Origin of the sequence: Bradyrhizobium sp. LMTR 3 (assembly GCF_001693485.1) — a bacterium.
Classification (GTDB): domain Bacteria; phylum Pseudomonadota; class Alphaproteobacteria; order Rhizobiales; family Xanthobacteraceae; genus Bradyrhizobium.
In genome coordinates this window covers 131,293-155,543 of record NZ_MAXC01000003.1, presented here as the reverse complement: position 1 = coordinate 155,543, position 24,251 = coordinate 131,293, and the positions used below count along the sequence as shown (strand labels likewise).

At 62.6% G+C, this 24,251-nt stretch carries 18 protein-coding genes; 8 read left to right on the top strand and 10 right to left on the bottom strand.

From position 1 onward, the window contains the following. Positions 1–15 precede the first annotated feature (15 nt). The 6 genes from LMTR3_RS38330 to LMTR3_RS38325 form a co-directional block, all read right to left on the bottom strand. Positions 16–1,416: a VpsF family polysaccharide biosynthesis protein gene (locus LMTR3_RS38330; protein WP_176721816.1), complete on the bottom strand. Its 1,401-nt coding sequence runs from the start codon at positions 1,414–1,416 to the stop codon at positions 16–18. Continuing rightward, a complete protein-coding gene (locus tag LMTR3_RS03870) occupies positions 1,413–3,734 on the bottom strand; it encodes an AAA family ATPase (protein WP_065743771.1) in 2,322 nt (773 codons plus the stop codon). The genes LMTR3_RS38330 and LMTR3_RS03870 overlap by 4 nt, the downstream gene beginning before the upstream one ends. Next, positions 3,715–5,136, bottom strand: a complete 1,422-nt coding sequence (locus tag LMTR3_RS03865; RefSeq protein WP_065743770.1) for an outer membrane beta-barrel protein — start codon at positions 5,134–5,136, stop codon at positions 3,715–3,717. Before LMTR3_RS03865 ends, LMTR3_RS03870 begins: the two co-directional genes overlap by 20 nt. 295 nt (positions 5,137–5,431) lie before the next feature. Next, positions 5,432–6,019 carry a polysaccharide biosynthesis/export family protein gene (locus LMTR3_RS03860; protein WP_065743769.1) on the bottom strand — a complete coding sequence of 196 codons (588 nt, stop codon included), beginning with the start codon at positions 6,017–6,019 and terminating at the stop codon, positions 5,432–5,434. A gap of 127 nt (positions 6,020–6,146) precedes the next feature. Continuing rightward, positions 6,147–6,881, bottom strand: coding sequence for a metallophosphoesterase family protein (locus tag LMTR3_RS03855; protein WP_065743768.1), 735 nt, complete (start codon positions 6,879–6,881; stop codon positions 6,147–6,149). Between the two features lie 79 nt (positions 6,882–6,960). Continuing rightward, the gene (locus tag LMTR3_RS38325) at positions 6,961–7,110 is read right to left on the bottom strand and encodes a hypothetical protein (RefSeq protein ID WP_176721815.1); all 150 of its coding nucleotides are present in this window, start codon (positions 7,108–7,110) and stop codon (positions 6,961–6,963) included. A 538-nt stretch (positions 7,111–7,648) separates the two neighbouring features. On the opposite strand from LMTR3_RS38325, the gene LMTR3_RS03850 reads away from it, so the two are divergent. The 5 genes from LMTR3_RS03850 to LMTR3_RS03830 all read left to right on the top strand — a co-directional run bounded on the left by LMTR3_RS03850 (position 7,649) and on the right by LMTR3_RS03830 (position 13,243). After that, complete coding sequence (locus tag LMTR3_RS03850) at positions 7,649–8,413, top strand: sugar transferase (RefSeq protein WP_065743767.1); 765 nt, start codon at positions 7,649–7,651, stop codon at positions 8,411–8,413. Positions 8,414–8,454: 41 nt separating this feature from the next. Continuing rightward, positions 8,455–9,888, top strand: a complete 1,434-nt coding sequence (locus LMTR3_RS03845) for a mannose-1-phosphate guanylyltransferase/mannose-6-phosphate isomerase (RefSeq protein WP_084029418.1) — start codon at positions 8,455–8,457, stop codon at positions 9,886–9,888. Between the two features lie 87 nt (positions 9,889–9,975). Next, positions 9,976–10,764 (top strand): FkbM family methyltransferase, encoded by a 789-nt coding sequence (locus tag LMTR3_RS03840; RefSeq protein ID WP_065743765.1) that lies wholly within the window; start codon positions 9,976–9,978, stop codon positions 10,762–10,764. 68 nt (positions 10,765–10,832) lie between these two features. Beyond that, entirely contained in the window at positions 10,833–12,152 is a 1,320-nt protein-coding gene (locus LMTR3_RS03835; RefSeq protein ID WP_065743764.1) for a UDP-glucose dehydrogenase family protein, read from the top strand. Between the two features lie 47 nt (positions 12,153–12,199). Continuing rightward, positions 12,200–13,243, top strand: coding sequence for an NAD-dependent epimerase (locus LMTR3_RS03830; protein ID WP_065743839.1), 1,044 nt, complete (start codon positions 12,200–12,202; stop codon positions 13,241–13,243). 20 nt (positions 13,244–13,263) lie between these two features. Here the strand turns inward: LMTR3_RS03830 and LMTR3_RS03825 are convergent, their stop codons facing one another. Further along, complete coding sequence (locus tag LMTR3_RS03825; protein WP_065743763.1) at positions 13,264–14,208, bottom strand: helix-turn-helix domain-containing protein; 945 nt, start codon at positions 14,206–14,208, stop codon at positions 13,264–13,266. 154 nt (positions 14,209–14,362) lie between these two features. Between LMTR3_RS03825 and LMTR3_RS03820 the strand changes: the two genes are divergently transcribed. The 3 genes from LMTR3_RS03820 (at position 14,363) to LMTR3_RS03810 (ending at position 18,947) form a co-directional block, all read left to right on the top strand. Continuing rightward, positions 14,363–16,339, top strand: a complete 1,977-nt coding sequence (locus tag LMTR3_RS03820; RefSeq protein ID WP_065743762.1) for a primary-amine oxidase — start codon at positions 14,363–14,365, stop codon at positions 16,337–16,339. A 105-nt stretch (positions 16,340–16,444) separates the two neighbouring features. Beyond that, entirely contained in the window at positions 16,445–18,067 is a 1,623-nt protein-coding gene (ggt, locus tag LMTR3_RS03815) for a gamma-glutamyltransferase (RefSeq protein WP_084029404.1), read from the top strand. A gap of 73 nt (positions 18,068–18,140) precedes the next feature. Then, positions 18,141–18,947: an MBL fold metallo-hydrolase gene (locus LMTR3_RS03810; RefSeq protein WP_065743761.1), complete on the top strand. Its 807-nt coding sequence runs from the start codon at positions 18,141–18,143 to the stop codon at positions 18,945–18,947. A 237-nt stretch (positions 18,948–19,184) separates the two neighbouring features. Here the strand turns inward: LMTR3_RS03810 and LMTR3_RS03805 are convergent, their stop codons facing one another. The 3 genes from LMTR3_RS03805 to LMTR3_RS03795 form a co-directional block, all read right to left on the bottom strand. Then, positions 19,185–20,270, bottom strand: a complete 1,086-nt coding sequence (locus tag LMTR3_RS03805; RefSeq protein ID WP_084029402.1) for a 2Fe-2S iron-sulfur cluster-binding protein — start codon at positions 20,268–20,270, stop codon at positions 19,185–19,187. Beyond that, complete coding sequence (locus tag LMTR3_RS03800) at positions 20,270–22,147, bottom strand: ethylbenzene dehydrogenase-related protein (RefSeq protein ID WP_065743759.1); 1,878 nt, start codon at positions 22,145–22,147, stop codon at positions 20,270–20,272. The genes LMTR3_RS03805 and LMTR3_RS03800 overlap by 1 nt, the downstream gene beginning before the upstream one ends. A gap of 263 nt (positions 22,148–22,410) precedes the next feature. Next, positions 22,411–23,910 carry a hypothetical protein gene (locus LMTR3_RS03795; RefSeq protein ID WP_065743758.1) on the bottom strand — a complete coding sequence of 500 codons (1,500 nt, stop codon included), beginning with the start codon at positions 23,908–23,910 and terminating at the stop codon, positions 22,411–22,413. Positions 23,911–24,251: the final 341 nt, after the last annotated feature.

The following is a 24,251-nucleotide window of genomic DNA, read 5'->3' as shown; positions in this document are numbered from 1 at the left end:
AAGGGATTCCTGAAGTTATGCCGGAACGGACCGGTAGGTGACAGGCGCGCGGACTTGCGCCGATGCGGCGATGCGCCGCTGCTCGCGCGGCAGCATGACCGAAATGAGGATCACGAATTGCGCGAGCTGAATGTTCTTCGACGAGAAGCTTACTGAACTCGCGGCGATGACGATCATCAGCAGCACGATGGCCCATGCCGCAGGGCTCGAACGGCGCAGCAATTCGACGAAGAAGCAGATCAGTCCGATCGTCAGAACGACGGTATGGATGAGGCCGAACTGGACGATGGCGGCAATCCAGAAGTTCTCGATGCCGTAGTTGAGGCCGAGCTGCGACTGCAGCGCATTCACCCGGACCGGGTTGGGGCCGAGGATCAGTTCGTTCCAATCGAAATGCGAGAGCAGGTCGAACGTGGCGAAGCGCGCGAGCGCGCTGCCCTTATCGGAGGAGAAGCGCAGCAGCATCTTGTCGAAAATGCCGAGGTCGAGCGCGGCGAAGACGATGGCGCCGGTGGCAAACGAGACGCAGATGGCCAGAATGGCTGCGGGAAGCTGCGTTCGCTTTCCCTGTATCAGGCGCACCGCCTCGAAGGCTCCGATCAACCCGAGGACCCCCAGTACCGTGACCAGCGCCGTTCGGCCGCCGAACGCCATCAGTGATCCCAGGCAGAACGCGATCAAGGGCAGCCGCAGCAGGATCGGCGGACAAATCGCCGGACGAAGCGCCAGCGCCAACACGTAGCCGCCGACGATACCGGATGCCGTGAGCGGGTGACCCAGCAGTGCCGCGGAGCGCCATTCGCCCATCACCACGACGTCGCCGAGCGTCAGCGGGATCAGCCGGTGGCCGGAGAAATATTCATAATATCCGAGTACGACGTTCAGCAGGATCGTGAGGTGAATGGCCCAGGCCAGCGGGCGCCTTTGCACCGGCGACAACTGCCACATCACCATCGCGATCAGGATCGGCAGCAGAAACGTGTCGATGATGACTGTGAACGGGCGTCCGAGCACGATCACCTGGACCAGCAGAAACAGCCAGCAGAGCAGATAGGCCAGCAGCAGCTTCGATTCGGAAAACATCCGGTTGATTTCGCCGACCGGTCCGCGGCTGCGCATCAGCAGCAGGGAGAATGCCAGCAACGTGAAATAGGTCGCCGGGTGCAGCTTTTCGTAAAAATTTCCGCCCGCCGTCAAATAGTGGATCTTCCAGTTGGTCAGCACGGAGGACGAAAGCGTGAATGTCGCCATGACGGCCAGCAGCATCAAGCCGGTCGCGATCCGTTCGATGAACGCGTCGGCATTCGCGACGCGCCCGCCGCCAGGGGAAGCTGCCCGCACCGCCGGTGAAGCAGGGTGGCGAGGATGCACCCGTGCGACACCGGACGATCCATTCAGCGGTCCGCGCGCTCTCACCGCGCCGCTCCGGCATGCAGGCCCGCGGTGCCGTATGGCTTCAGGTAGGCCGAACTGCGGTAATAGTCATAGAATTGCAGGCGGCTGAGATCGACGCGGGTCAGCACCGTTCCCATGATCCGGTCACCGACGGGGGACAGCAGGTCCATGGCATGGGACAGCACTTCGCGGGGGGTCTGGTCCCACGCGAGCGCCAGGATGATGCGATCAGCCAGTTCGGCGAGCGCGCGGCCATCGACCAGGGGCACGAGCGGCGGCGAGTCGATCACGATCAATTCGTAGCGGTGGCGGAAATAATCGAGCACGTCGACGATCCGGTCGGAGAACATCAGTTCGGTGATGAACTCGACCTGCTTGATCCTGGTCGACGGCAACACAGAGAGCCCGGTGCTTTGATCCACGAGGACGGCGCGTTCCGGGGCGACGTGTCCGATCGCGACTTCCAGCAGTCCGGCGTCGGCGCGCGGACACAGGGAGCGGGTCACTTGTGGATTGCGGAGGTCCCCATCGATGAGCAGCGTTCGGATGCCAAGGGTCGCCAGCGACTGCGCCAGGTTGATGGCAAGCGTGGTTTTGCCCTCGCTGTCGAGTGCCGAGGTGACCTGCACGACCTTCACCGGCTGCGACCGCATCGTCCGTTGCAGCGACAGGCGGACCGCGCGGATGGCCTCCGCGAAGAACGTGCCAGGCTCGTCGATCGCGTAACGCGTCAAGGGCGGCTGCAACGCTGGCGGCAGCAGTTTCGTGGTCTTCGGATCGTAGCTGTCCAGTTCGCTGCGTCCGCGCCGCGCGAGACGGGCCAGCTCGCGCGTGCCGATCAACGGAACCGCGGCAAGGGCCGGGACACCCGCAATGGATTCGGCCTGTTCGAGTGTCTTGACGCGGCCGTCAAGATAGTCGGTGAGGAAGGCCAGCACGCTGCCCGCCCCGAGCCCGAGCATCAGGGCAAGCCCCAGGATCAGCATCGTCTTGGGTGACGACGGCCTGATCGGGATGCTGGCCTTGGTCACGATCCGGGAATCCGGCATCTCCAGGCTCTCTTGCGCGGTGGTTTCCTTGGAGCGCGCCAGATAGGATTCGTAGAGTGTACGGCTGGCTTCGGCCTCGCGCTGCAGTTCACGTAAACGTACCTGCGCCTGGCCGGAGGACGTGGACACGCCCTGGAGCTGGTCCAGATTCTGCTGCAGCGACACCTCGCGGGAACGCGCGACGTCATAGTCGTGCTTCGTGCTCTCCAGTATCCGCCGGATTTCGTCGTTGATCAGCTTCTGGGTGTCGCGCCGCTGCGCCCGCACATTGGCGACGAGGGGATGACGCGCGCCGTATTTGCTGGACAGATCCGCTTCGTTCTTGGCGATGTCGGCATATTGCGTGCGCAGTTTGGTGATCATTTCCGAGGAAATGGCCGCGTTGATGCCGCCGGGATCGCCGCCTGATTTCGCGATGTCCTGGACCTGCTCGTACTTTGCCCGCGCCTCCGCCGTTTGCACGCGCGCGGCGATCAGCTTGTTGTTGAGGTCGGTGAGCTGCTGGTCGTTGAGGGTTACGCCCTGCGAGACCATCAGGTTGTTGGCCGAACGATAATCCTCGACCGCTTTCTCGGACGCAACGACTCGCGACTTCAACTCGTCGATCTGGCCGTTGAGCCAGTTCGCGGCAATACGCGTGGCGTCGTGTTTGGCGCGGACCTGTTCGTCGAAATAGGCGTCCGCAACCGCATTTGCGATGGTTGCGGCCTTCTGCGGCGATTCCGAATTGACGGCGATGTCGACGAGGAAGGTGGTACCCTGCCTTGTTACTTTCATCCGTCTCTGAAGGATCTCGACCGATCGCGCCCTGGCGGCGTCTTCGGCGCTTGCACCGTCGCTTGGCCCGCTGCCGCTGAACATGCTGAACAGCCGTCTGATCGGATCAAGCAGGCCGGGTTTGGGTTTGAATTCCGCATCCTCGGTCAGCTTCAGCTTGCCGACGACGCGCACCAGGATCGCAACCGACTGAATCAGCAGCGTCTGGCTTTCGATCGTTGCATCGTCGGTGCCGAAATTCGACAGCACGGACTGGTTGGTCTCGACGACATTGGCGCGGCGCGGATCGACCAGCACGGTCGACGTCGCCGTATATAGAGTAGTCGTGAGCGTCAGATAGGTCAGCGCCAACCCGAGCAGGACGGCGACCGGCAATACCACCAGCTTGTAGCGCCGGCGCAGGATGCGGCCCATCTCGCGCAGATCGACGGTCGGATACTGCCAGCTTTCCGCAGGGCGAACCGGAGGTTCGTCGGGGACGACATAGGGCAGGTCAGAATTGCGCTGTAACATTCATTCCTACCAGGTGTTTGTCGAAGCTGAAGACGGGAATGTCGCTGTCGCGCTTGGTGTAGCGGTAGTAGGCGGAAACGGCGCCGAAGCGGTTGACGAGATATTTGACCCGCGTGTCTGATGTCAGCACGTTGTCCTTGCGGACCTGGCCGAAGAACCGGTCGTTCTCGTAACCGCCCGCGAGCGATACGATCACGTTGCGCCGCAGTTCATAGTCGACGCCGAGTTGAACCGCATTCGCGAGCACGCCGGTGGCGCTGGTGTCGGTGGTCTGTGTCACGAGCTGCTCGGCATTGAAATGCACGTCGAGCAGGCGCGTCGGCCGCCATGTCAGCCGCGCGCGGTAGGAGGGGCCTTCGATGTTGCCGATCGACGGATCGTCGAAGCGCTGCTGGACATAACCGGCGCCGAACTCGCCGGTCACCAGATTGCTGAAGCCGATCGTGATGCCGGACAGCGCGCGATACCCCTGCGAGTCCAACGTGTGGCCTGGCGTCCCCCTGATGTCGCGCTGATTGCCTTCCACGCCGCCGAACCAGCCGAGGGTCGAAGAGATCGCATAGTCGATCCGGCTGTGCAGCGCGTAGATCTGTCCGTCGCGGGCGTCCTGGTTGATGACGGTGCCGTCCTGCGCGCGCGTCGATCCGTAGTCGTAGGAATCGGTACGGAAGCCGACTGATGTCGTCAGCCGGTTGAATTCTTTCCGCAGCGTGACGTCGCCGGACATCAGATTGTATGGCGTCGGAGATATGGCGTTGGCGGGGGAAGTGAGCGTGCCGACGCCTTCGTTCAGATGTGCGATCTGAAAGCTGCCCAGCAGCATCGTGTCCTTCGTAATGTCCAACCAGCCATTACCCTTCAGGCTGGCATTGGTCTGGTTCAGGCTCGAATACTGGCTGTAGGCCGTCGACTGTGCATTCAGCTTCAGGTCGACGCCATGCCGCCCCCATAGCGAATGCGCGCGCAGCGTCGGCTCGATCACTGCCGCGATATCGGAGCGCGGCGCGGTGTTCGACGCAAAGACGTTGCTGTCGTAAAAGGTACCGGCGGTCAGCGACGGGTTGAACATCCAGGAGCCGGAGCGAATGCCGACGGGTTCATAACCGGGCTGTTGTCGCTTTTTCACCGGCATGTCCTCGGGTGGTATCTCTTCGCGATTGTCCGGATCGGTCCTGTCCGGCAGCGATGACGGTTCAAAGATCTTCTGCGCGTTCCAGGGTGAAGCGAACTCTCCGCTGGTCCACGGAATGGCTTGTGCGTTCGCGGACGATCCGAGACCGAGCAGGATGGCTGCCGCCGGAGCGGGCAACAGGGCGAAGCGGCATCGGCCGGGCACGCCGATGGAGCGCGATCGCTCTCCGCTTCCCTCAGACGCATTCAGCGATGCAGATTCGAATCCCATCACCCATCCCTTGCGGGAACGCGAAGGCGGCGAACACTTATCGGGCGAGGCCCATCGCTCAAATAATGATCGTCGACTGCGCATAAGAACGGCAGGCCTCTACTCGGTACGCGGGCGCAAGGTTTTTGAGTTGTGAGATTGAAGTGATGCGCTCGCTTGCAACGCGCCTTGCCGGAAAAAGTTTTCCTCGCGTCGCAAAATATTTCGCATGTGCAAAATGCGAACTGTGACAACAGCGCAACATGCGCCGTCATCCGCTCATGAGCGGCATCACCTCATCCGCAATTCCGAAACGCTAGAAGTAGCGCTCCGGAACCCTAATGTTGTCGCCGGGATAGACCGGAACGGGAGCATCGAGAGGGTGGGTCTCTTCTGCGCCGGCACCTGCACGACGGAGAAAGACCTTGTTTTCGTTGGCACGGTACGTGAAGCCGCCGGCGCTTGCGATCGCGTCCATGACCGTCAACCCATTGCGGTATGGATATTCGCCGCTCTTCTTCACTTCGCCGAGAATGTAGTACGGGCGATACTGCGCGATCTCGACGTTGACGCGCGGATCGCGCACGATTCCTTTTGCAAGCGCGGATGCTATCGCTTTTTCAAGCTGCCGCGTCGTGGCGCCCGCAGCCCTGATGTGACCGGCGAGCGGAATCGAAACTTGACCGCCATTGTCGATTTCATACTCGCCGGTGATGTCAGGTTCGCCGTAGACCTTCAGCCTGATTCGATCGTTCGGACCGAGAACGTAACGCTCCGCAGACGATGCGGATGGTGGTGTTTGTGCTGAAGCACGAATCGAAAATCCGGCACTGGTGCCGGCGATTACAAGGACGAAGAGAAGAGAGGGAAGCGTCGGGCCGGCGCTGGACGACCGTTGCTGCATAGCTGCATCTCCATGAATGCACGTAACAGCCGCGGATCATATGGAAGCAAAAACGGCGAAAGAATGTGATGACGAAGTTCCATGTGCCCAATCTGCGCGCATGCGTTAACGAAACATTGCATGCGAGTCACAGGAAGAGGATCGCCGATCCTTCGATCGCAATGCAGGTCAACGTTCCCGTGCGCCACGCGGCAGTATCGATGTTGATTCGATTGTGCCTGATATCCGGATGCGGCACTGGCGTGTGACCGTGCACGATGAATTGTTCGTGATCTAGTGTAGAGTCGAGGAACGCATCGCGAATCCAAATCAGGTCGTTGGGATCCTGATGATCGATCGGGACATCCGGACGAATGCCGGCGTGCACGAACAGGAAATCGCCACACCTGAACTGATTGCGCAAGCACTGCATGAACAGTTCGTGTGCACGCGGAAACGCGTCGAGAAAGCGGCGATGCACCTCGCTCGCCGTGGCGGTTTCGTCATGTAGTTCAACGCCATACGATGCAAGCGTCTGCATGCCGCCTAGTTGCAGCCAATATTGCAGGATGGCCGGATCCTGAAGGAACCCTTCCATCACCGCTTCGTGGTTGCCGCGTAGACACACGGCGTGATTGGCAACGAGTCGGATCGTGAGCAGGTCGATCACCGTCCTGGAGTGCGGTCCGCGATCTACATAATCGCCGAGATAGACTTCGATTGTGTGCGCGATCGGCCTCCGCCTTATGTCCTCGTCGATGCGTGCGATGATCTCGCTCAGCAGATCGGCACAGCCGTGGATGTCGCCGACCGCATAGATGCGTGTATCGGCTGGCGTTGAAGCGTTAACGGAGCGTGAAGCTCCCGCAGACGTTCGGTGCATGGTGCGCGATGTCGATCATGGAACCGCGTGGCGGTCAATCCATGACACCATACGCCGAGACGCAGCCACAAGTAATAGACTAGAAAAAGAGCAGGCAGATCAGGATCACGATCGCAATCCACGCAACCGCGTTCGCGATGATGATGCGGTTCCTCAGCCTGCGGTCGGGCGATAATGTGCTGTGCCGCACCGGCACCAGCGCACGGCTGTGCAGACGTTCGGCCATCATGTGCGCCTCCCTGGAAGCGTTCCGCAAGGTGGACGGCTCGCGAATCGCTGCCGTCTCTGCTTCTTTCCAAATGTTGCGACCACCGCAGCAGCTCCGTGCGCCTTAATCGCTACCAGTCGTCAGGCTGCAAGCGGATCGCTTGGCGTTCGATTAACAAACTCGATCAAAACAACGACGAGACAGGTATTTGTTGCCCGTGCAGCGACGCTACATTCATCGAGAATCGAACAATGGAATTTGTTCCGCACTTTTCGATTATGCATGGCAGCCGCGAGTCACGCGCAGCTCATTAACCGGGCAAATCGAGTCTAAGCATCTCCGAACAAATCGAAATATCGCGTCGCACAAATCTCATTAACGATTCAGTTCCGCGGCGTGCGGCACCGCTTTCGCATTTGCGCCAAACTTCGCTCAAGATTCTGGAAAGTCTTAGCGACCGCGAAGTGCGGGCGTTCGCTGCTGCGAAATCGTCCCACTCGCTGTCGAGTAACTCCACGCGCTCGATTCACAGTCCAGTTTCCGCAGAGAGAGGAGAGTCATGGCCTCCATCGTGACAGCCAACTTCGATCGGAGCAACGTTGCGCCGATTCGAAGAGAGCGAACTGAGATATCAGTCCGTCCTGTCGAGTTTGCCGGCGGCGGTACGCATGGCGCGTATCGAGCCCGCCGGCGGTCGCGCCGAAGGGCGCGAAATGAGCCATCCTCGTCGATTGCAAAGCGTGCGTTCGATATTGCTGCGGCAAGCGGCGCACTACTGTTCTTCGCGCCGGTCCTGATCGTCATCGCAGTTGCGATAAAGCTGACGTCACCGGGCCCGGTGCTGTTCTTTCAATATCGGTACGGGTATCGCAACCGCCGCTTCAAGATCTACAAGTTCCGCACCATGCGCGCGGATGCGGGTGATGTGCGCGGCGTAACGCAGACGGTTCAGGGCGACGCGCGCGTAACGCCTGTGGGGCGAATTCTGCGCAAGACCAGCCTCGACGAAATTCCGCAACTGATCAACGTGATCAAGGGCGATATGTCGCTGGTTGGGCCGCGGCCGCACGTGCCGGGAATGCTGGCCGCAGATCTGCCCTACGAACACCTCGTGCCTTACTATTTTCAGCGGCATACGGCGCGGCCGGGCATTACCGGGCTCGCACAGGTCAGCGGCTGCAGGGGAAGCACGGCCGAGTTCGGTCCTGCAGTTTCGCGGATCGATTACGATCTCGTTTATATCGAGAGGTGGTCGCTGCGCATGGACATCATGATCATCATCCGCACGATCCGCAAAGAGTTCCTGTCGGGAAGCGGATTCTGACCGAGCTCAACGTCGCAACATCGAAGGACCATGCAATGCCGATGATCGAGCCGCGCGGCCGTATCGTACCCGTTCTCCTGTCCGGTGGCGCCGGCTCGCGGCTGTGGCCGCTTTCGCGCGAAACCTATCCCAAGCAACTGCTCTCGCTGCTCGGCGAGAACACCCTGCTGCAGCAAACGGCGCTACGGGTCGACGATCGCTCGCTGTTTACGGACCCGATGGTGGTCGCAAACGCCGAGCATCGTTTTGCGATCGGCGAGCAGTTGCGCGCGGTCGGCGTCGATCGTCCGACCATCGTACTCGAGCCGTTCGGAAGAAACACCGCTCCTGCGGTTGCGGTTGCAGCGCTGCTCGCCAGCGAAGCCGATCCCGATGCGGTGATACTGGCGATGCCGGTCGATCACTGGGTGCGGGATCACGCCGCGTTTCGCGCCGCGATATCGACGGGCGTCACGGCCGCGCGCTACGGCCGTTTCGTCCTGTTCGGCGTGCGGCCTTCATCGGCAGCGACCGGTTTCGGCTATATCCGGATGGGCGACGAACTGGACGCCGCTTCTCCGATTCGTAACGTCGCCAGCTTCGTCGAGAAGCCGGACCTGGTGACGGTCGAGCGCCTCCTGGCCTGCGACGAGCACGTCTGGAACAGCGGGATATTTCTGCTGCCGGCGCGTCAGTTCATCGACGAGTTGGCGCACCGCGCACCCGAGGTCCTGGCCGCCTGTCGCAAGGCGTTGACGGGCGCAACCCGCGACCTTGATTTCCTCCGGCTTGACGAGCGCGCTTTCGAGGCCTGTCCGGCCATCTCGATGGACTATGCGATCATGGAGAAGACCGACAATGCGGTGGTGGTTCCCGCCACGTTCGACTGGAGCGATGTCGGAAGCTGGTCCGCGCTGTGGTCGATGGCGGAGAAGGATTCATCGGGCAATGTCGTGATTGGCGATGCGGTCGTGGAAGATGCTTCGGGTTGCTACGTGCGGGGCGACGGGCAACTGGTCGCGGCGCTCGGCGTCGAGGATCTCGTCATCGCCACGTCGCCGGACGTCGTTCTGGTGACCAGCCGCAAACGCGACCAGGATGTCGGAAAGCTGGTCGAGCGCCTGAAGGCAAACGGCCATCGCTCGGCAACCCAGACCCACAGCGTGCATCGCCCCTGGGGATACTACCAATCGATCCATGCCGGGGAGCGGTTTCAGGTCAAGCGCATCACCGTCAATCCCGGCGCCAAGCTGTCGCTGCAGAAGCATTATCATCGCGCCGAACATTGGGTCGTGGTGAACGGCACCGCAATCGTTACGCGCGACGACGAGGAAATCCTGCTGCGCGAGAACGAGTCGATCTTCGTCCCCTTGGGATGCATGCATCGTCTGGAGAATCCCGGAAAGGTTCCCCTCAACCTGATCGAGGTCCAGTCGGGCGCCTATCTCGGGGAGGACGACATCGTCCGCGTGCAGGACATCTATGACCGCGTTTGAGGTGTGGTGGGGTGGGAGGCAGCATCCGCATCGAGGGCGACGCACGCCGCAACGAGGCGTGCGCGCGCGACACGAAGGGAGGCAGCGATGAACACAAAGCAACACGTCAAGGAACTGGTGAAGGATGCGTTTCCCTCGATATGGCTGCAATGGCATTTCATGAAACGCCCCAAATCGGCGGAGCGGGAACTGTCCTATCTCGACAAGGTCATTCCCGACGACGCGGTGACGGTCGACGTCGGCGCAAACTGCGGCCTCTACACGCGGCGGCTGGCGCGCCTTTCCCGGCAGGTTCATGCCTTCGAGCCCTCGCAGCAGATGGCCAGGTTGTTGCGCCGAACCTCGGCGCGCAACGTAAGCGTTCACGAGATCGCGCTGTCGGATCATGACGGCGACGCCGAACTGTTCATCCCGCAAGGCGAAGATGGGTTGGTGTACGGCCTTGCCTCACTGGAGGCGCGAGCCGATTCATCGGCGCGGCTCGTTTCCGCCCATGTGCCGATCGCGCGGCTCGACGCCGTCATCGACCAGGACGTGGCGTTCGTGAAGATCGACGTCGAAGGCCACGAGTTGAATGTGCTGAACGGTGCCGTCGAGCTTCTGGAGCGCTGCCAGCCGGTATTCCTGGTAGAGGCGGAGGATCGCCATCGCGCCGAGGCGACCCGCCTGGTGTTCGAATTCTTTCGGAACAAATCCTATCGGGGGTTCTTTCTGAAGGACAACGACGTGATTGGAGTGGAACAGTTCGATTCCCGAAGGCTTCAGGACGCCGATGCGCTGCGGCCGGACGGCGGCCGCAAGAACGGACAGTTCTATGTCAACAACTTCTTCTTCTTTCCCCGTCATCTCGACGGCGAATCGATACTGAGCAGCTAGCTCGTCGTTCCATCGCCTTCCCGCCGGCGCGGCCTTTGGGCCGCGCGGCTTATCAGACAGGAACCGTAATGCATATAGCGATGATTGGCGCCGGCTATGTCGGGCTGGTGTCAGGGGCGTGCTTTTCCGATTTTGGCCATCAGGTCGTCTGTATCGACAGCAATGCGGAGAAGGTTGCGAGCCTCAACGACGGGGAGATGCCGATCCACGAACCCGGACTGGCCGAACTGGTGGCGCGAAACGTTGGCCAAGGCCGCCTTTCATTTTCGAGCGATCTGAAATCGGCCATCAGCGGTGCGGAAGTGGTGTTCATCGCGGTAGGCACGCCGTCGCGCCGCGGCGACGGCCATGCCGATCTTTCCTATGTCTATGCGGCGGCGCGCGAGATCGCCGGCGTGCTTCCCGACCAGGCGGTGGTAGTCACCAAGTCGACGGTCCCGGTCGGGACCGGCGATGAAGTCGAGCGCATCATCCGCGAAGAAAATCCCGACGCCAAAGTTGCCATCGTTTCCAATCCCGAATTCCTGCGCGAAGGGGCGGCGATCCGCGACTTCAAGCATCCCGACCGGATCGTGATCGGAACGGACAACCCGCGGGCCCGCAGCGTGATGGCCGAGGTGTACCGGCCGCTTCACCTCAATGCTTCCCCAATCCTCTATACCGATCGCCGCACCGCCGAATTGACGAAATACGCAGCCAACTCCTTTCTCGCCACCAAGATCGCCTTCATCAACGAGATTGCCGATCTCGCCGAGAAGGTCGGCGCCAATGTGCAGGAAGTCGCGCGCGGGATCGGGCTCGACAACCGGATCGGCCAGAAATTCCTGCATGCGGGTCCGGGCTTTGGCGGCTCCTGTTTTCCAAAGGACGCGATGGCGCTGATCAAGACCGGCCAGGACAATGAATCGCCGGTGCGCATCGTCGAAACGGTGGTCGCCGTCAACGACCAGCGCAAGCGGGCGATGGCGCGCAAGGTCGCGAATGCGTTCGGCGGCAGCATCCGGGGCAAATCCATTGCGGTGCTCGGCGTAACGTTCAAACCCGATACCGACGATATGCGCGATGCGCCGTCGATTCCGCTGATCACCGCGCTGCAGGACATGGGAGCCGAGGTGCGCGTTTTCGATCCCGTCGGCATGGAGCAGGCGAAGAAGGTGTTCGAGAACGTTACCTTCTGCGACAGCGCCTATCGTTGCGCGAAAGGATGCCACGCGCTCGTCATCGTCACGGAATGGGAGCAGTTCCGGGCGTTGGATCTCAAGGAGTTGTCCACCATCATGGCCTGTCCCGTGATTGTCGATCTGCGCAACATCTACTCTCCGGAGGAGGTGAGGCGGAACGGCTTTCTGTACTGCGGCGTGGGGCGGCCAAAATCTGTGGCGTACTGACGGCATGAGCCGTCATGACAACGGCTGGTGGGGAGGATGCACGCATGATGCCGGATCAGGCAATTCTGGTAACGGGAGCCGCGGGCTTCATCGGATTCCACGTGGCGCAGCGGTTGCTGCAGTCGGGCCACCGCGTGGTCGGGCTCGACAACCTCAATTCATACTACGATCCGCAACTGAAGGCGGCCCGGCTCGCGATCCTGCGCAACGCTTCGCGTTTTCAATTTGAAGAGTTGGACGTGGCCGATCGCGTCGCGATACCGGCGCTGTTCGCGCGCCATCGGTTTCCCGTCGTCATCCATCTGGCCGCGCAAGCAGGCGTGCGCTACTCGCTGCAGGATCCGCACGCTTATGTCGACGCCAATCTGGTCGGCTTCACCAATGTCCTGGAGGGATGCCGGCACCATGGCTGCCGTCATTTGCTGTTCGCGTCCTCGTCGTCCGTGTACGGGGCCAACAGGAAGCTGCCCTTCTCGGTGCATGACAATGTCGATCATCCGATCAGCCTTTATGCCGCGAGCAAGAAGGCCAACGAGTTGATGGCTCATTCGTACAGCCACCTTTACGGAATTCCGTGCACCGGCTTGCGCTTCTTCACGGTGTACGGTCCGTGGTATCGGCCCGACATGGCGCTGTTCGTGTTTGCGGACGCGATCGTCCGCGGCAATCCGGTCAAGCTGTTCAATGGCGGCCGGATGCTTCGCGACTTCACCTATATTGACGACGTGACAGAGGCTCTGGTCCGCCTGATCGATCGCGCGCCGCAGGTCGGGCAGCCCGGGCCCGGGCTGGACGGAATTCAGGACCCGGGATCGAGCATCGCCCCTTGGCGCATCTACAATGTCGGCAACAACAAGCCGCAGGAATTGATGCTCGTACTCGACATCCTCGAGCGGGAGTTGGGGCGCAAGGCCAACAAGGAACTGCTGCCGATGCAGCCGGGCGACGTGCCGACCACCTATGCCGATGTCGATGACCTCGTGCGCGACGTGGGCTTTCGCCCGGCAACCCCGATCGAGGACGGCATCCAGAGGTTCGCGGCCTGGTATCGCAGCTATTACGAAGCAAACCAGGCGATGGCCGCATCCTAGAACCGAACCGGCATGCCTGCCTAGAACCGAACCGGTACGCTTGCGCGAAAATCCCGCGGCGTGGTGCCATGCTTGTTCTTGAACGCGCGTGCAGCGTGAGCGGCATCGGCAAACCCGCACTGATGCGCCAATCTCGCGATCGAAATGTTGGCAAGCGAAGCCTGCCGCAGCAGGTTGCCTAACAGCTCGACCCGCAGATGAAGGACATGCCGTTCGAACGTGGTGTCGCGGTCGGCGAAGATGCGATGGAAGGTCCGCTCCGAGATGCCGAATTCGGCGGCGAGCGCCGGCACTGGCCGGACAGCGGCGATATTGGCCCTCAGATAGGTATCGATGAGGCGGAACAGGTTGGGACGGGTGAGCTGATGGCTGGCGCCTGCGGCAAGACGCAGCAGAGCCGACAAAAAGGCGACGATGTCTGGCTCATCTCGTCGCCCCGGTGCATCGGGCAACGAAATCGCGTTGCGAACCATCGCGGCAATCGAACGCGCAACAGTTCCGGATAGCGGCACAGGCTTGGCGCATAATCGCTCCGCGCCAGGAACGGACCGCAACAGCGGCGCGGCGGGGACGGTTGCGATCAGCAGTTCCACGCACTGTTCGGGGCCGAACAGCCGATCCTCGAACGGACGCCGCGCGTCATAGAGCACGCCATATCCCGGATCGATCGTGCCCTCGTTGCCGGCTTGCACCATCGCGCTGCGCCCGCGCCGCTGGAAGTCGAACATGAATTCGTCCGAACCGGCCCGGCTCACCAGCCTGGCATCACGGGTGTAGCATTGCGGGCTGCTGTCGAAGCGCACGAGCTTGGCATCGCCGATCTCGACGAACTCGAAGTGGCCGCTGACGAGGGCGGAGCCGAGTGGCTTGGTTTCGATATTGGCGAAAGACCGGCAGATCGCCTCGGTCCAGAAGGCCTGACGCTCCGTCGGACGGATCGGGTCGGTGGAGACGCTGATCGGCATCGCGTGACGACATCCGGTTGATGAACCCCCAGCGTCGCGCAGGATTGGTGGCTCTGGCAAGGGCCGAACCAGCGCCGGACGTGGCAGGTTCATTCAAGACGCGCCGTCTCGGACCGCCGTAACCTGCGGCCAGTCCATGGGAATTCGGTCCGCTATGATACCTACAAAGCCATCTGTCGGCTCAGATGCCGATCACCCGCTCGACCCGCTCAGCGAGGCCGAAGTCGCACTGGCGTCCGAAATACTGAAGAAGGAAAAGAGACTGGGCCCGCACGCGCGATTTACCCAAGTGCAACTCGAAGAGCCCGCCAAGTCCGATGTCCTCGGCTGGGAGCCGGGCGTTGGGCTGCCACGGCGGGCCGCCGCCACCCTGTTCGACAGCAAGACCGGCGCGACGCATGTCGCCACCGTGGACCTTGAATCAAAGTCCGTGACGGCGTGGCGGGAGTATTCGACCAAGGCCCATCCTTACGGCCAGCCGCCGATCACCATCGAGGAGGTGTTCAAGGTCGGCGACATCGTCAAGGCCGACGCGGACTGGCGGCGCGCAATGAAGCGGCGTGGTCTCGATGACAAGGACATCGAACTGGTTCAGGTCGATCCGTTCTCGGCCGGCTATTTCGACCGCGAGGTGGAGAAGGGCCGCAGGCTGGTCAGCGCCGTGTCCTATTGGCGCAGGGATCTCAAGGACAACGGCTATGCGCACCCGATCGAGGGCGTCGTCGCGCTGGTCGACCTGATCGAGAACAGGATCGTCCATCTGGTCGACGAACCCGACATCATCGCGATCCCGAAGACGTCACGCAACTACGACCGGGCGTCGATCCCGCAAACGCGCAAAGACGTCAAGCCGCTCGACGTCGTACAGAAGGACGGCCCGAGCTTTACAGTCGAGGGCTGGAAGGTCGGTTGGCAGAACTGGTCGTTCCGCGTCGGCTGGACCGCGCGCGAGGGCCTCGTGCTGCACCAGATATCGTTCCGCGACGGTGCGCGCGAACGGCCGATCATTTACCGAGCCAGCGTCACCGACATGATCGTGCCCTATGCCGATCCGACCGCGAACCATTTCTGGAAATGCGCCTTCGATGCCGGCGAGTATGGACTGGGCAAGCTCGCCAACGCGCTCGAGCTCGGCTGCGACTGCCTCGGCCATATCAATTATTTCGATGTGCCGGTCGCCGACGATTACGGCAAGCCCAGCATCATGAAGAACGCGATCTGCCTGCATGAAGAGGATTACGGGATCCTCTGGAAGCATTACGAGTTCCGCAACGAGACGTTTGAGGTCCGCCGATCGCGCCGCCTCGTCATCTCCTTCTTCACCACAGTCGGAAACTACGACTACGGCTTCTTCTGGTATTTCTATCAGGACGGCACCATCCAGCTCGAAGTCAAACTGACCGGCATCATCCAGACCGCGGCGATCGCTGCAGGCAAGGACTACCCGTGGGGCGGCATGGTCGCCGAGAATCTCGGCGGCCCGACTCATCAGCACTTCTTCAATGCCCGCCTGCACATGATGCTCGACGGCGAGGGCAACACCGTCACCGAACACGAATTCCGCCCGCGGCCGTGGGGTACGGACAACCCATACGGCAACGTGTTCGATGTCACGGCCCGAACGCTCTCGCGCGAGCGCGACGCGGCCCGAGAAGCCGACGGGCGGACCGGACGGTACTGGAAGATCAGCAACCCCAACAGAACGAACAGCGTCGGCGGTCCGACGGCGTACAAGCTGATAGCGCACAGTGCGCCCGCGATGCTGGCGCAGGAGGGCTGCTACATGACCTCGCGCGGCGGATTTGCGACCAAGCACGTCTGGGTGACGCGCTATGCGCGGGACGAGCGATACGCGAGCGGCGAGTTTCCGAACCAGCATGCCGGCGGCGACGGTCTGCCGAAATATATCGCCCAGAACCGCACCATCGAAAACCAGGATATCGTGGTCTGGCACAGTTTTGGGGCGACGCATGTCTGCCGGCCCGAGGATTTTCCGGTGATGCCGGTCGAATATGTCGGCTTCACGCTGAAGCCGAACGGCTTCTTTGCCGAGAACCCGGCGATGGACCTGCCGCCCGACCGGAACGCTGCGAGCCGGGACAACCGCGACAAGGGTTCATGCTGCGGCTGACGTCCGCGCTGTTTCTTTTCATCAAGCAAGGAGACCGACCACGAATCGCAGGTACATGATCAGGCGGATTCGCGCCTGACGGCTTGGCATATTCGGAGGCTTGAATTGGACATTCGTACCGGCCGGCCGGTGACGCTCGCGTCGAACGGCATGGTGACGTCGCCGCATTCGCTGGCTTCCGCGGCGGGCATCGATGTGCTCCGCGCCGGCGGCTCCGCCATCGATGCCGCGATCGCGACGAGCGCGGTGCTCGCCGTCGTCTATCCGCACATGACCGGTCTCGGTGGCGACGCGTTCTGGCTCGTTCACGACGGCGCCAGCGGCGAGATCCGCTATCTCAATGGCGGCGGTAAGGCGGCCGAGAACGCCACGCTTTCGTCGATCGAGCAGCGAGGGTTGAAGGAAATCCCGCTGCGGGGAATCGTGCCGGCGACGCTCACGGTGCCGGGCGCCGTGGCGAGCTGGATCGAAGCGCACAATGTCCATGGGCGATTGCCTCTGCGGCGCGTGATCGAGAGCGCCATCGGCTATGCGCACGATGGCTTTCCGATCACCGGCCGCCTCGCCAACTTTATCGAGATGATGCGCGATGATCTGCTTGGGGATCGCGAGGTCGCCGCGCTGTTCTTTCCGCAAGGGGCGGCAGCGCGGCCAGGCGCAAAGCTCACCAATGCAAACCTTGCCCGCACGCTTCAATCGATCGCGGATGGTGGATGGTCCGGCTTTTATCACGGGGATGTCGCGGCTGAAATGGCGCGCTTTTCGGAAGAGAAAGGCGGCCTGTTTCGGCTGGCCGATTTCGGCCGGCAAAAGGCGATCTGGGGCGAGCCGCTCGCTGGCCGCTACCGCGACGTCACCGTCTTCAACACGCCACCGCCGACGCAGGGTTTTACCGTGATCGAGATGCTCAACCTCCTCGAGCCCCACGAACTGCACCGAAAGGATTTCCTCGGGCCCGACCATCTGCATCTTATGGTGCAGGCCAAGCAGATTGCCTATCACGACCGCGATCAGATGCTCGCCGATCCTTCCTTTGTCGGGGTGCCGGTCGAGCGGCTGATATCGAAGGAATACGCGCACCTGCGCGGCCGGCTGATCGACGGGAAGTCGGCATTGAAATGGGACATGGTGCCATCCTTCGGCAGCCTCGCCGGCGACACGGTCTATGTCGCCGCTGTCGACCGCGAAGGTAACGCAGCGTCGCTGATTCAAAGCCTGTATGGCGCGTTCGGCGCCTGCGTGGTCGCGGGAAACACCGGGGTCATCCTGCAAAACCGCGGCGCGTATTTCTCGCTGGATAGCAATCATCCCAACCGCCTCGAGCCCGGCAAGATCCCGCTGCATACGCTGATCGCCTCGATGGCCAAACGCGACGGCAAGCTCTGGAGCGTGCTCGGCTGCATGGGCGCGGATGGCCAGCCGCAGATCCAGCTCCAGCTTTATTCCGCCATGGTCGATTTCGGGCTCGACATCCAGGAAGCGATCGAGATGCCGCGATTTCTGTCCGGCCGCTTCGCGCTCGGCGAGGCGCGCGACACGCTGCATATCGAGCGCCGGTTCCCTACAGATACGATCGATGCGCTCGCACAGCGCGGTCACACCATCAACCGCTGGGACGCCTGGAACGAAATGGCGGGCCATGCGCATGGCATCACCATCGACCGGCCGAGCGGCATGCTGAGCGGCGGTTCGGACCCGCGCAGCGACGGCGCGGCGATCGGTTACTAAGTGTTGATCCGCGTCTCGTATTGGCTGGCCCTGCCGTTATGCGTTACCACTCCTTCCAACAGGAGTGATGCCGATGTCGTTATGGACCTGCGAACAATGCGGCGCCCAGTTTCCCGAAAGTGCTGCGCCACCAGCCGCGTGCCCGGTCTGCGAGGACGAACGGCAATTTGTGAACTGGAAGGGACAGGCGTGGCTCACGCGCGAGGAATTGGCGCGGCACCACAAGCTCGTCTGGCGTGACGATCTCGGCATTCCCGGCATCGCGCTCAAGCCGAGTTTTGCGATAGGACAGCGCGCGCTGTTCGTGCGTGAGGCGGATGGCTGCGTGATGTGGGATTGCGTGCCGTTAGCCACGCCCGAGGCGATCGACTACGTCCGTTCGCTCGGCGGCCTGAAGGCGATTGCTGTCTCGCACCCGCACTACTATGGCGCGGTCGCCGACTGGAGCGAGGCGTTCGGCGGCGTGCCGGTCTATCTGCACGGCGACGACCGCGACTTTGTCACGCGGCCGCATCGGACAATCGTGCCATGGACCGGCGACAGCCACCGGCTCTCGGACGATATTCTCTTGGTGCGGACCGGCGGACATTTCGCCGGTGCCACGGTCCTGCATTGGCGCGCCGGCGCACAAGGGCAGGGCGCGTTGCTCACCGGGGATATTGCGATGGTGGCGATGGACCGCCGCTCGCTCAGCTTCATGTACAGCTATCCGAATTACATCCCGCTCAATGCCGCAGCCGTGCGCCGGATCGCACGCGCGGTCGAGCCTCTGGCGTTCGATCGCATCTATGGCGCATGGTGGGGCCGCAACATCGCCGACAATGCAAAGGCGGCGTTCGAAATGTCCGTTCAGCGATATATCGCAGCGATCTCTGGCTGAAAGCGACGGCAATCCCGCAGCCGGCTAGAGCATGATGATTTTTGGTAGATCGATTTGGCCGCAGACGCGCTTCACCTCTCCCGCTTGCGGGGGAGGTCGGCGCGAAGCGCCGGGTGGGGGCTCTCTCCACTCGGGCAGTATTGCCCGCGGAGACACCCCCACCCCAGCCCTCCCCCGCAAGCGGGAGAGGGAGCGCACGTTCTTCGCGGTCGTAATTAAACCAAATTTCATCATGCTTTACCGGTTACCCGCGCCCACCGCGGCTGCGCCTCGCGGCATCGGTGCCTCCCGTTGCGCCGGCTGCAACGGGATGGCGATCTTCGGCTCGCTGAGCCAGCCGGTGAGGCGCGACATCAGGCCGGCCTGCTCCACCGTTCGCGGCTCCTGTACGAAGGGATCGGTGTAGCATCGCGCGCCCGCAGCCTTTGCAATTCGCGCCACCGCATCGGTCATCGCCGGCGCGCCCGCGGTGTAGACCACGTCGTCAGGCGTGAGTTTTGGCAAATGATCGGTCGGCCGACCGCTGCGAACCGCATGCGAGATGTTTTGCGGCTCCGATACCATCGGAATCAGCGTGACGTTGGGAAACAGCGCCAGCCGGCACAGCGCCGCGTGCATGTAGAGCGAACGGATGCTGCGCGCCGCCACCACGAACACCATTTCGCGCTGCGGCTGTTCCATGATCGCGGCGACCGCGACCGACCACATCGGGGCGAAACCGGTGCCGCTAGCGACGAGAACGATGCGGCCCGAATGGCCTTGCCTGAAGAAGGCGCGGCCGTACGGCCCGGTCAGCTTGACGCGATGTCCGGCGCGGATGTCGTGGCCGAGCGCCGAGGATACCAGCCCGTCCGCGACCTTTCGGATATGAAAGTGCAGGATGCGATCGTGGGGCCGGCCTTCCAGCGGATAGGTCGGGCTGTAGGACCTTGCCGGGAATCCCTGAAACTGCAGCTTGGAGTACTGGCCGGGGAGATAATCGAGCGGCTTCGGCAGCTCGATGTCGACACCCACCACATCGGGCGCGAGTTGAACGGTCTGCGCCACTTCCGCCGACAGCGCCACCGGCTCGGGAGCTGCCTCGATCGCAATTTCGAGATCGGAAACGATTCTGGCCTGGCAGGCATGGATCATGTCGTCGCCCCGGCTATGGCCGCCGAATACCTGGCCGTCGACGAGCCGCACGCGGCAGGCGCCGCAAATTCCGGAACGGCAATCATGCGGAAGATCGACCCCGTTCATCAACGCCCAGTCGAGCAGAAGCTCGCCGCGATTGGCCAAATGCGGCTCGTTGTTAACGGTGACTTTGCAAATCCTTGACATTATTCCACCTCGATACGAATAGGACGGACGTGCCGTGTATGTCTGATCTGGCTGTGGTCGAAAGCGGCGACCCGCATGAAGATGCCGGTCTTGATCGGCACGTCGAATTGGCTCGTGGTGTCGAGCCGACGCTTCACCTCGAGCGCCCAGTGGCCGGAAGCCCAGCGGGCTGCGCTTCTGATGTCGGCGCGGTCGCCTGAAAATTCGCCGCCCAGGATGACGCCCGGGATCACGGTCCCCGTTGGGATGCGGGCGTCGACGTTGGTCGAATACGGCACGGAATCCTGCTCGGTCATGAACCATCGCGCGCCGTCGCTTTCGCCGTTGTTGGGATCGAGATCGATATCTCCCATCGCGCTCGTCGTGTCGGCGACGACTTTGGGCAGGCGCAGCGGAGCGATCAGCCGGCTACGGCGCGGACCGGCCGACGTGTCGGCCTCGACGGTGAAATTGTCCCGGTAGTTTGCCGTGCCCGGGTCGGGCGCGAAGCCGCCTTTGTACGGAACGACGTTTGCCGCCTGCATCGGTGTCGGATCGAGCGGCGGCCCGAAATGCGTATCGTCCATCCATCCGGCCGCGCCGCTCGTGGCCTTCCACTGCCAGACATCGGCATAGCCGGATGCCGTGTAATGCAGTCCGCGACCGCTCATGGTGGCCGGCGCGCCGGCGACCGGCTGCGGCCCGGGATGAAAGGTTCGCCCGCCCGCCAGCGTGACATCCGACGTGGTCAGCAGCACCGAAAACTTGTCTTCGTTGTACTGATGCTCGTCGCCAAGCTGAAAGCCGGAATGAAGCAGGTGCCAACCATCGGCCTGCTTGACGAGCGGCAGGTGTTTCAGCGAGCGCGTCGAATCTTCCCAGGTGAAGAGGAAATAGGCATAGGTGCCGTCATGCACTGCGCGAATTTCGATTCTGGTTTCGCCCTTGCCGTCGAAATTTCCGCCTTCTCCCGTCAATAGCGAGAACGGCTTGACGCCGCGCCAGGCCCGATCGGACGTGTCGCCGTCGAGGGCCGGCGCGTCGGCGGGATTGATGCGGCGAATCTGAACACCGTCCACCGCCAGCCGATCGGTAGCCACGAGGAGCGAAGCGCCGGTGATCGCAGCGGCGGCCGCCACGAGGAACGGATTGGCCTGCAGCGTCGGGTTTCGCGATCTCGAAGGCCCGGCATGGGATCGCGGCGCCGGATCCGGCTCACGCGTCCGATCGTGGCGCGCCTCCGCGCGGGGCTGCAGTGAATGCGATGAAACCTCGGGCGGTGGGTCTTCGGATTCCGGCGCGCGCGCCGATCGCTCGGCCAGCAGCCCCAAGAGTTCGACGGCATCGAGCCGCGGCGGCGGCGCCGGCAACGGCGCGGGACGAAAGATACGCAGCAGTTGCGAGATGCCGCCGCTTTTGTATTGGGTCAGGACATGAAGGGCGACAAAGGCGAGGATCACCCAGGTCCCCACCCAATGCAGCATCGCCACGTCGTAGCCGGAGTAGAAGCCGAAATAGAGCGCGCCGCCGCTGACCAGCAAACCGAACATCGTGACGAAGAAAATCCAGTACATCAGGGCAATCACGGCGCTCAATCTGGCCTGTCCGCGGCCGAACAATCCGCGCAGGCGAACCTTGTCGAGCTGGACGCGGCGTCCGAGGCCGGAGCGGAGCATGTAGACGACGTAGCCGATCGCCACGGCGACCAGGACGACGGCCGCCTGCATATGGGCGATCCATACGCTGTCGCGCGGCAGCACGGCGTCGAACCAGTTGATCCAGGTGCGGTCGGGCGTTTCCGTCGCAATGCGTAAGCCGGTGACGAGCGCAACGGCGAATGCGGCCACGAACGTCCAGTGTAGAATGATGGTCCCATAGTCCGTCTTACGCTGCCGCACACATACGCCCCGCTACTGCACTTACCGAACAGCAACTGTTGGCGCCGATCCCGCCAACCGCCGATGTCGCTGCCGTACTAGTGATGGTCCTCAACGCCGTCGGTGAGGCCATCGTCCAAGATCGTTCTTTGCGGGCATTGGCCGGTGAAGAGCTCTTTTGCGCCCGCCGCGTAAGCCGGATCGGCGAACGCGCTTCTTGTTTCATGTATCGGCCTCCAGCGTCCCCGACGTGTCGGGGCCGCTGGAGGTCGCGCCGCGCGCCGCTATCCCCACATATGATGTAAATGATGTGCCAATTCGGGCATGTCCGAATTGGCTTGGTCCGCGCCCCCGGTCTCCACGTCGGCAGTCGCAAACATCACCGGCTCGCCGCTGATGGTGGGGGCTGCGACTTGTTGCACGTCCAGACTAGCCGCCGCGGCCAGCGCCGCCGGCGTTTCGGCTACGGACGTCTGCGCGACCGGCGTCCCCAGCACCTCGGCGACCGTCAAGCCGTCTGGATTGTAGGTGCCGCCGGTAACAGGGATATTGTTGCCGCCGGCATCGGCCGCATTGCCGTGCATCTGGTCCGCGGCAGCGACGACCAGCGTCGCGTTGCCGGTCTGCAATCCCTTGATCATCGCGGCAATCTCGGCGCCGAGGATACCGCCCAGGTCCGCGTCGAAATCGGTGACGCTCTTCTCGAATGTCCTGAGGTCGCCGATCAGCGCGGCGATCGCCTCGCTGTCCTGGCTTCCCACGAGGTCGACGGCTTGCTTTCCAAGCGAATTGGACTGGGCAATGAAATTGGCCACAAACGCCGTCTGCACATCATTGTCGAGATATTTCGGAGCCGGCGAGGTGTCATCCGGAAGCGGCGAAAGGCCGCCGATGCCGTCTTGCGTTGCCATATCAGCCAGATTGGCATCGCTCTGGATGATGTCGATGATGTCGAGGATGTTGTCGACGCTGGCCTGTGCCGCCGTGGGGCTTATCGCAGGGTCGTTGATATAGACGAGCTCAAGTTGGAGTTGCTGCACGATCTCATCGGCATGGACGCCGGTCAGCCCGTCGAACAGTTCCGGGTTGGCGGTCATCAGCGCCTGCATGTCCGATATTACAGCATTGATGTCGTCGGTGATCTGCGCCCGGTTACCGTCATTGACCCCGCCGAGGATCTGGCTGGCCACGTCGTCGAAGATCGCGCCGATCTCCGCGAGATTGTGAGGCGCGGCGGGCGCCGGAGTGCCGGTCGGCAGGGGCGCGGCCGGCGCCGGACTCGCCAGCACGGGATCGGTACTGACGGCATTGATGACGCTGAGTTGGCTGACGCGAAGCGCTTGTTCTGCGCCGGCGGCGTTGCCGAACGAGCCTGCCGCGCTCGCCGAGGCGTTGGCCGCCGAAATGGCGCTGGTGATGTCGGACAGCATCGCCTGAACATGGCCGAGCGCGGCGCCGGAAAACTGGCCTGTATTGAGTTCGGCCAGCAGATTGTTCTGCACCGCGGTGAGATCGTTGGTGTGGTGTGCAATGCTGCCGGCTGCTTGGGCGCCGTTGCCGAGCGCGCTTTGCTGCGCGGCGTCCACCGGCGCCCGAGCCGTGCCGCTGAGGGTTGAGCCGAGGTCGGAGAAATTCGAACCCACAGGCCGTGACGTCGTTTGGCTGGCCGGCGGCGGTTCTTCGACGGCGGACGGAGAAGCCGGAGCGACTGGCGGGCCGGCGACTTCATCGGTCGGGAGATCGAGATCAGCGTCGGGCTGATCCCCGTGAGCCAAGCGAGCCATTGTTCGTCCCCTGCTGTCCAGTCGAATCCATTGATGCATAGGCGCGGCCATCCGCCAGGGGGCGGGACGTCGCGCATGGTGAAGCATCATTTAGCTTCATGGCGTCATTCGGCCGACACAGCGACCAATGAGCGCCGAAGCAAGGTGATAGACGGACGAATCCATGACACACGCCGCGCGGGAAAACGGCGAATGAAGCGCGCGCGAGAAGGGCATCGCGGCCCTTGTCTGACGCGCCGCATCTTCGGTGCCGGCGTCTTGGCCGGAGGTGTGCACGCCGTTGCGGCAACGACCGAGCGTTTGCCACCGTTCGACCCAAGGGCGAACTTGAACAATCGGCA

Excerpts from the sequence above, each read along its gene's own strand:
- LMTR3_RS03870 (WP_065743771.1), bottom strand. The coding sequence starts at position 3,734 with ATGTTACAGCGCAATTCTGACCTGCCCTATGTCGTCCCCGACGAACCT.
- LMTR3_RS03865 (WP_065743770.1), bottom strand. The coding sequence starts at position 5,136 with ATGGGATTCGAATCTGCATCGCTGAATGCGTCTGAGGGAAGCGGAGAG.
- LMTR3_RS03860 (WP_065743769.1), bottom strand. The coding sequence starts at position 6,019 with ATGCAGCAACGGTCGTCCAGCGCCGGCCCGACGCTTCCCTCTCTTCTC.
- LMTR3_RS03855 (WP_065743768.1), bottom strand. The coding sequence starts at position 6,881 with ATGCACCGAACGTCTGCGGGAGCTTCACGCTCCGTTAACGCTTCAACG.
- LMTR3_RS38325 (WP_176721815.1), bottom strand. The coding sequence starts at position 7,110 with ATGATGGCCGAACGTCTGCACAGCCGTGCGCTGGTGCCGGTGCGGCAC.
- LMTR3_RS03850 (WP_065743767.1), top strand. The coding sequence starts at position 7,649 with ATGGCCTCCATCGTGACAGCCAACTTCGATCGGAGCAACGTTGCGCCG.
- LMTR3_RS03845 (WP_084029418.1), top strand. The coding sequence starts at position 8,455 with ATGATCGAGCCGCGCGGCCGTATCGTACCCGTTCTCCTGTCCGGTGGC.
- LMTR3_RS03840 (WP_065743765.1), top strand. The coding sequence starts at position 9,976 with ATGAACACAAAGCAACACGTCAAGGAACTGGTGAAGGATGCGTTTCCC.
- LMTR3_RS03835 (WP_065743764.1), top strand. The coding sequence starts at position 10,833 with ATGCATATAGCGATGATTGGCGCCGGCTATGTCGGGCTGGTGTCAGGG.
- LMTR3_RS03830 (WP_065743839.1), top strand. The coding sequence starts at position 12,200 with ATGCCGGATCAGGCAATTCTGGTAACGGGAGCCGCGGGCTTCATCGGA.
- LMTR3_RS03825 (WP_065743763.1), bottom strand. The coding sequence starts at position 14,208 with ATGCCGATCAGCGTCTCCACCGACCCGATCCGTCCGACGGAGCGTCAG.
- LMTR3_RS03820 (WP_065743762.1), top strand. The coding sequence starts at position 14,363 with ATGATACCTACAAAGCCATCTGTCGGCTCAGATGCCGATCACCCGCTC.
- LMTR3_RS03810 (WP_065743761.1), top strand. The coding sequence starts at position 18,141 with ATGTCGTTATGGACCTGCGAACAATGCGGCGCCCAGTTTCCCGAAAGT.
- LMTR3_RS03805 (WP_084029402.1), bottom strand. The coding sequence starts at position 20,270 with ATGTCAAGGATTTGCAAAGTCACCGTTAACAACGAGCCGCATTTGGCC.
- LMTR3_RS03795 (WP_065743758.1), bottom strand. The coding sequence starts at position 23,910 with ATGGCTCGCTTGGCTCACGGGGATCAGCCCGACGCTGATCTCGATCTC.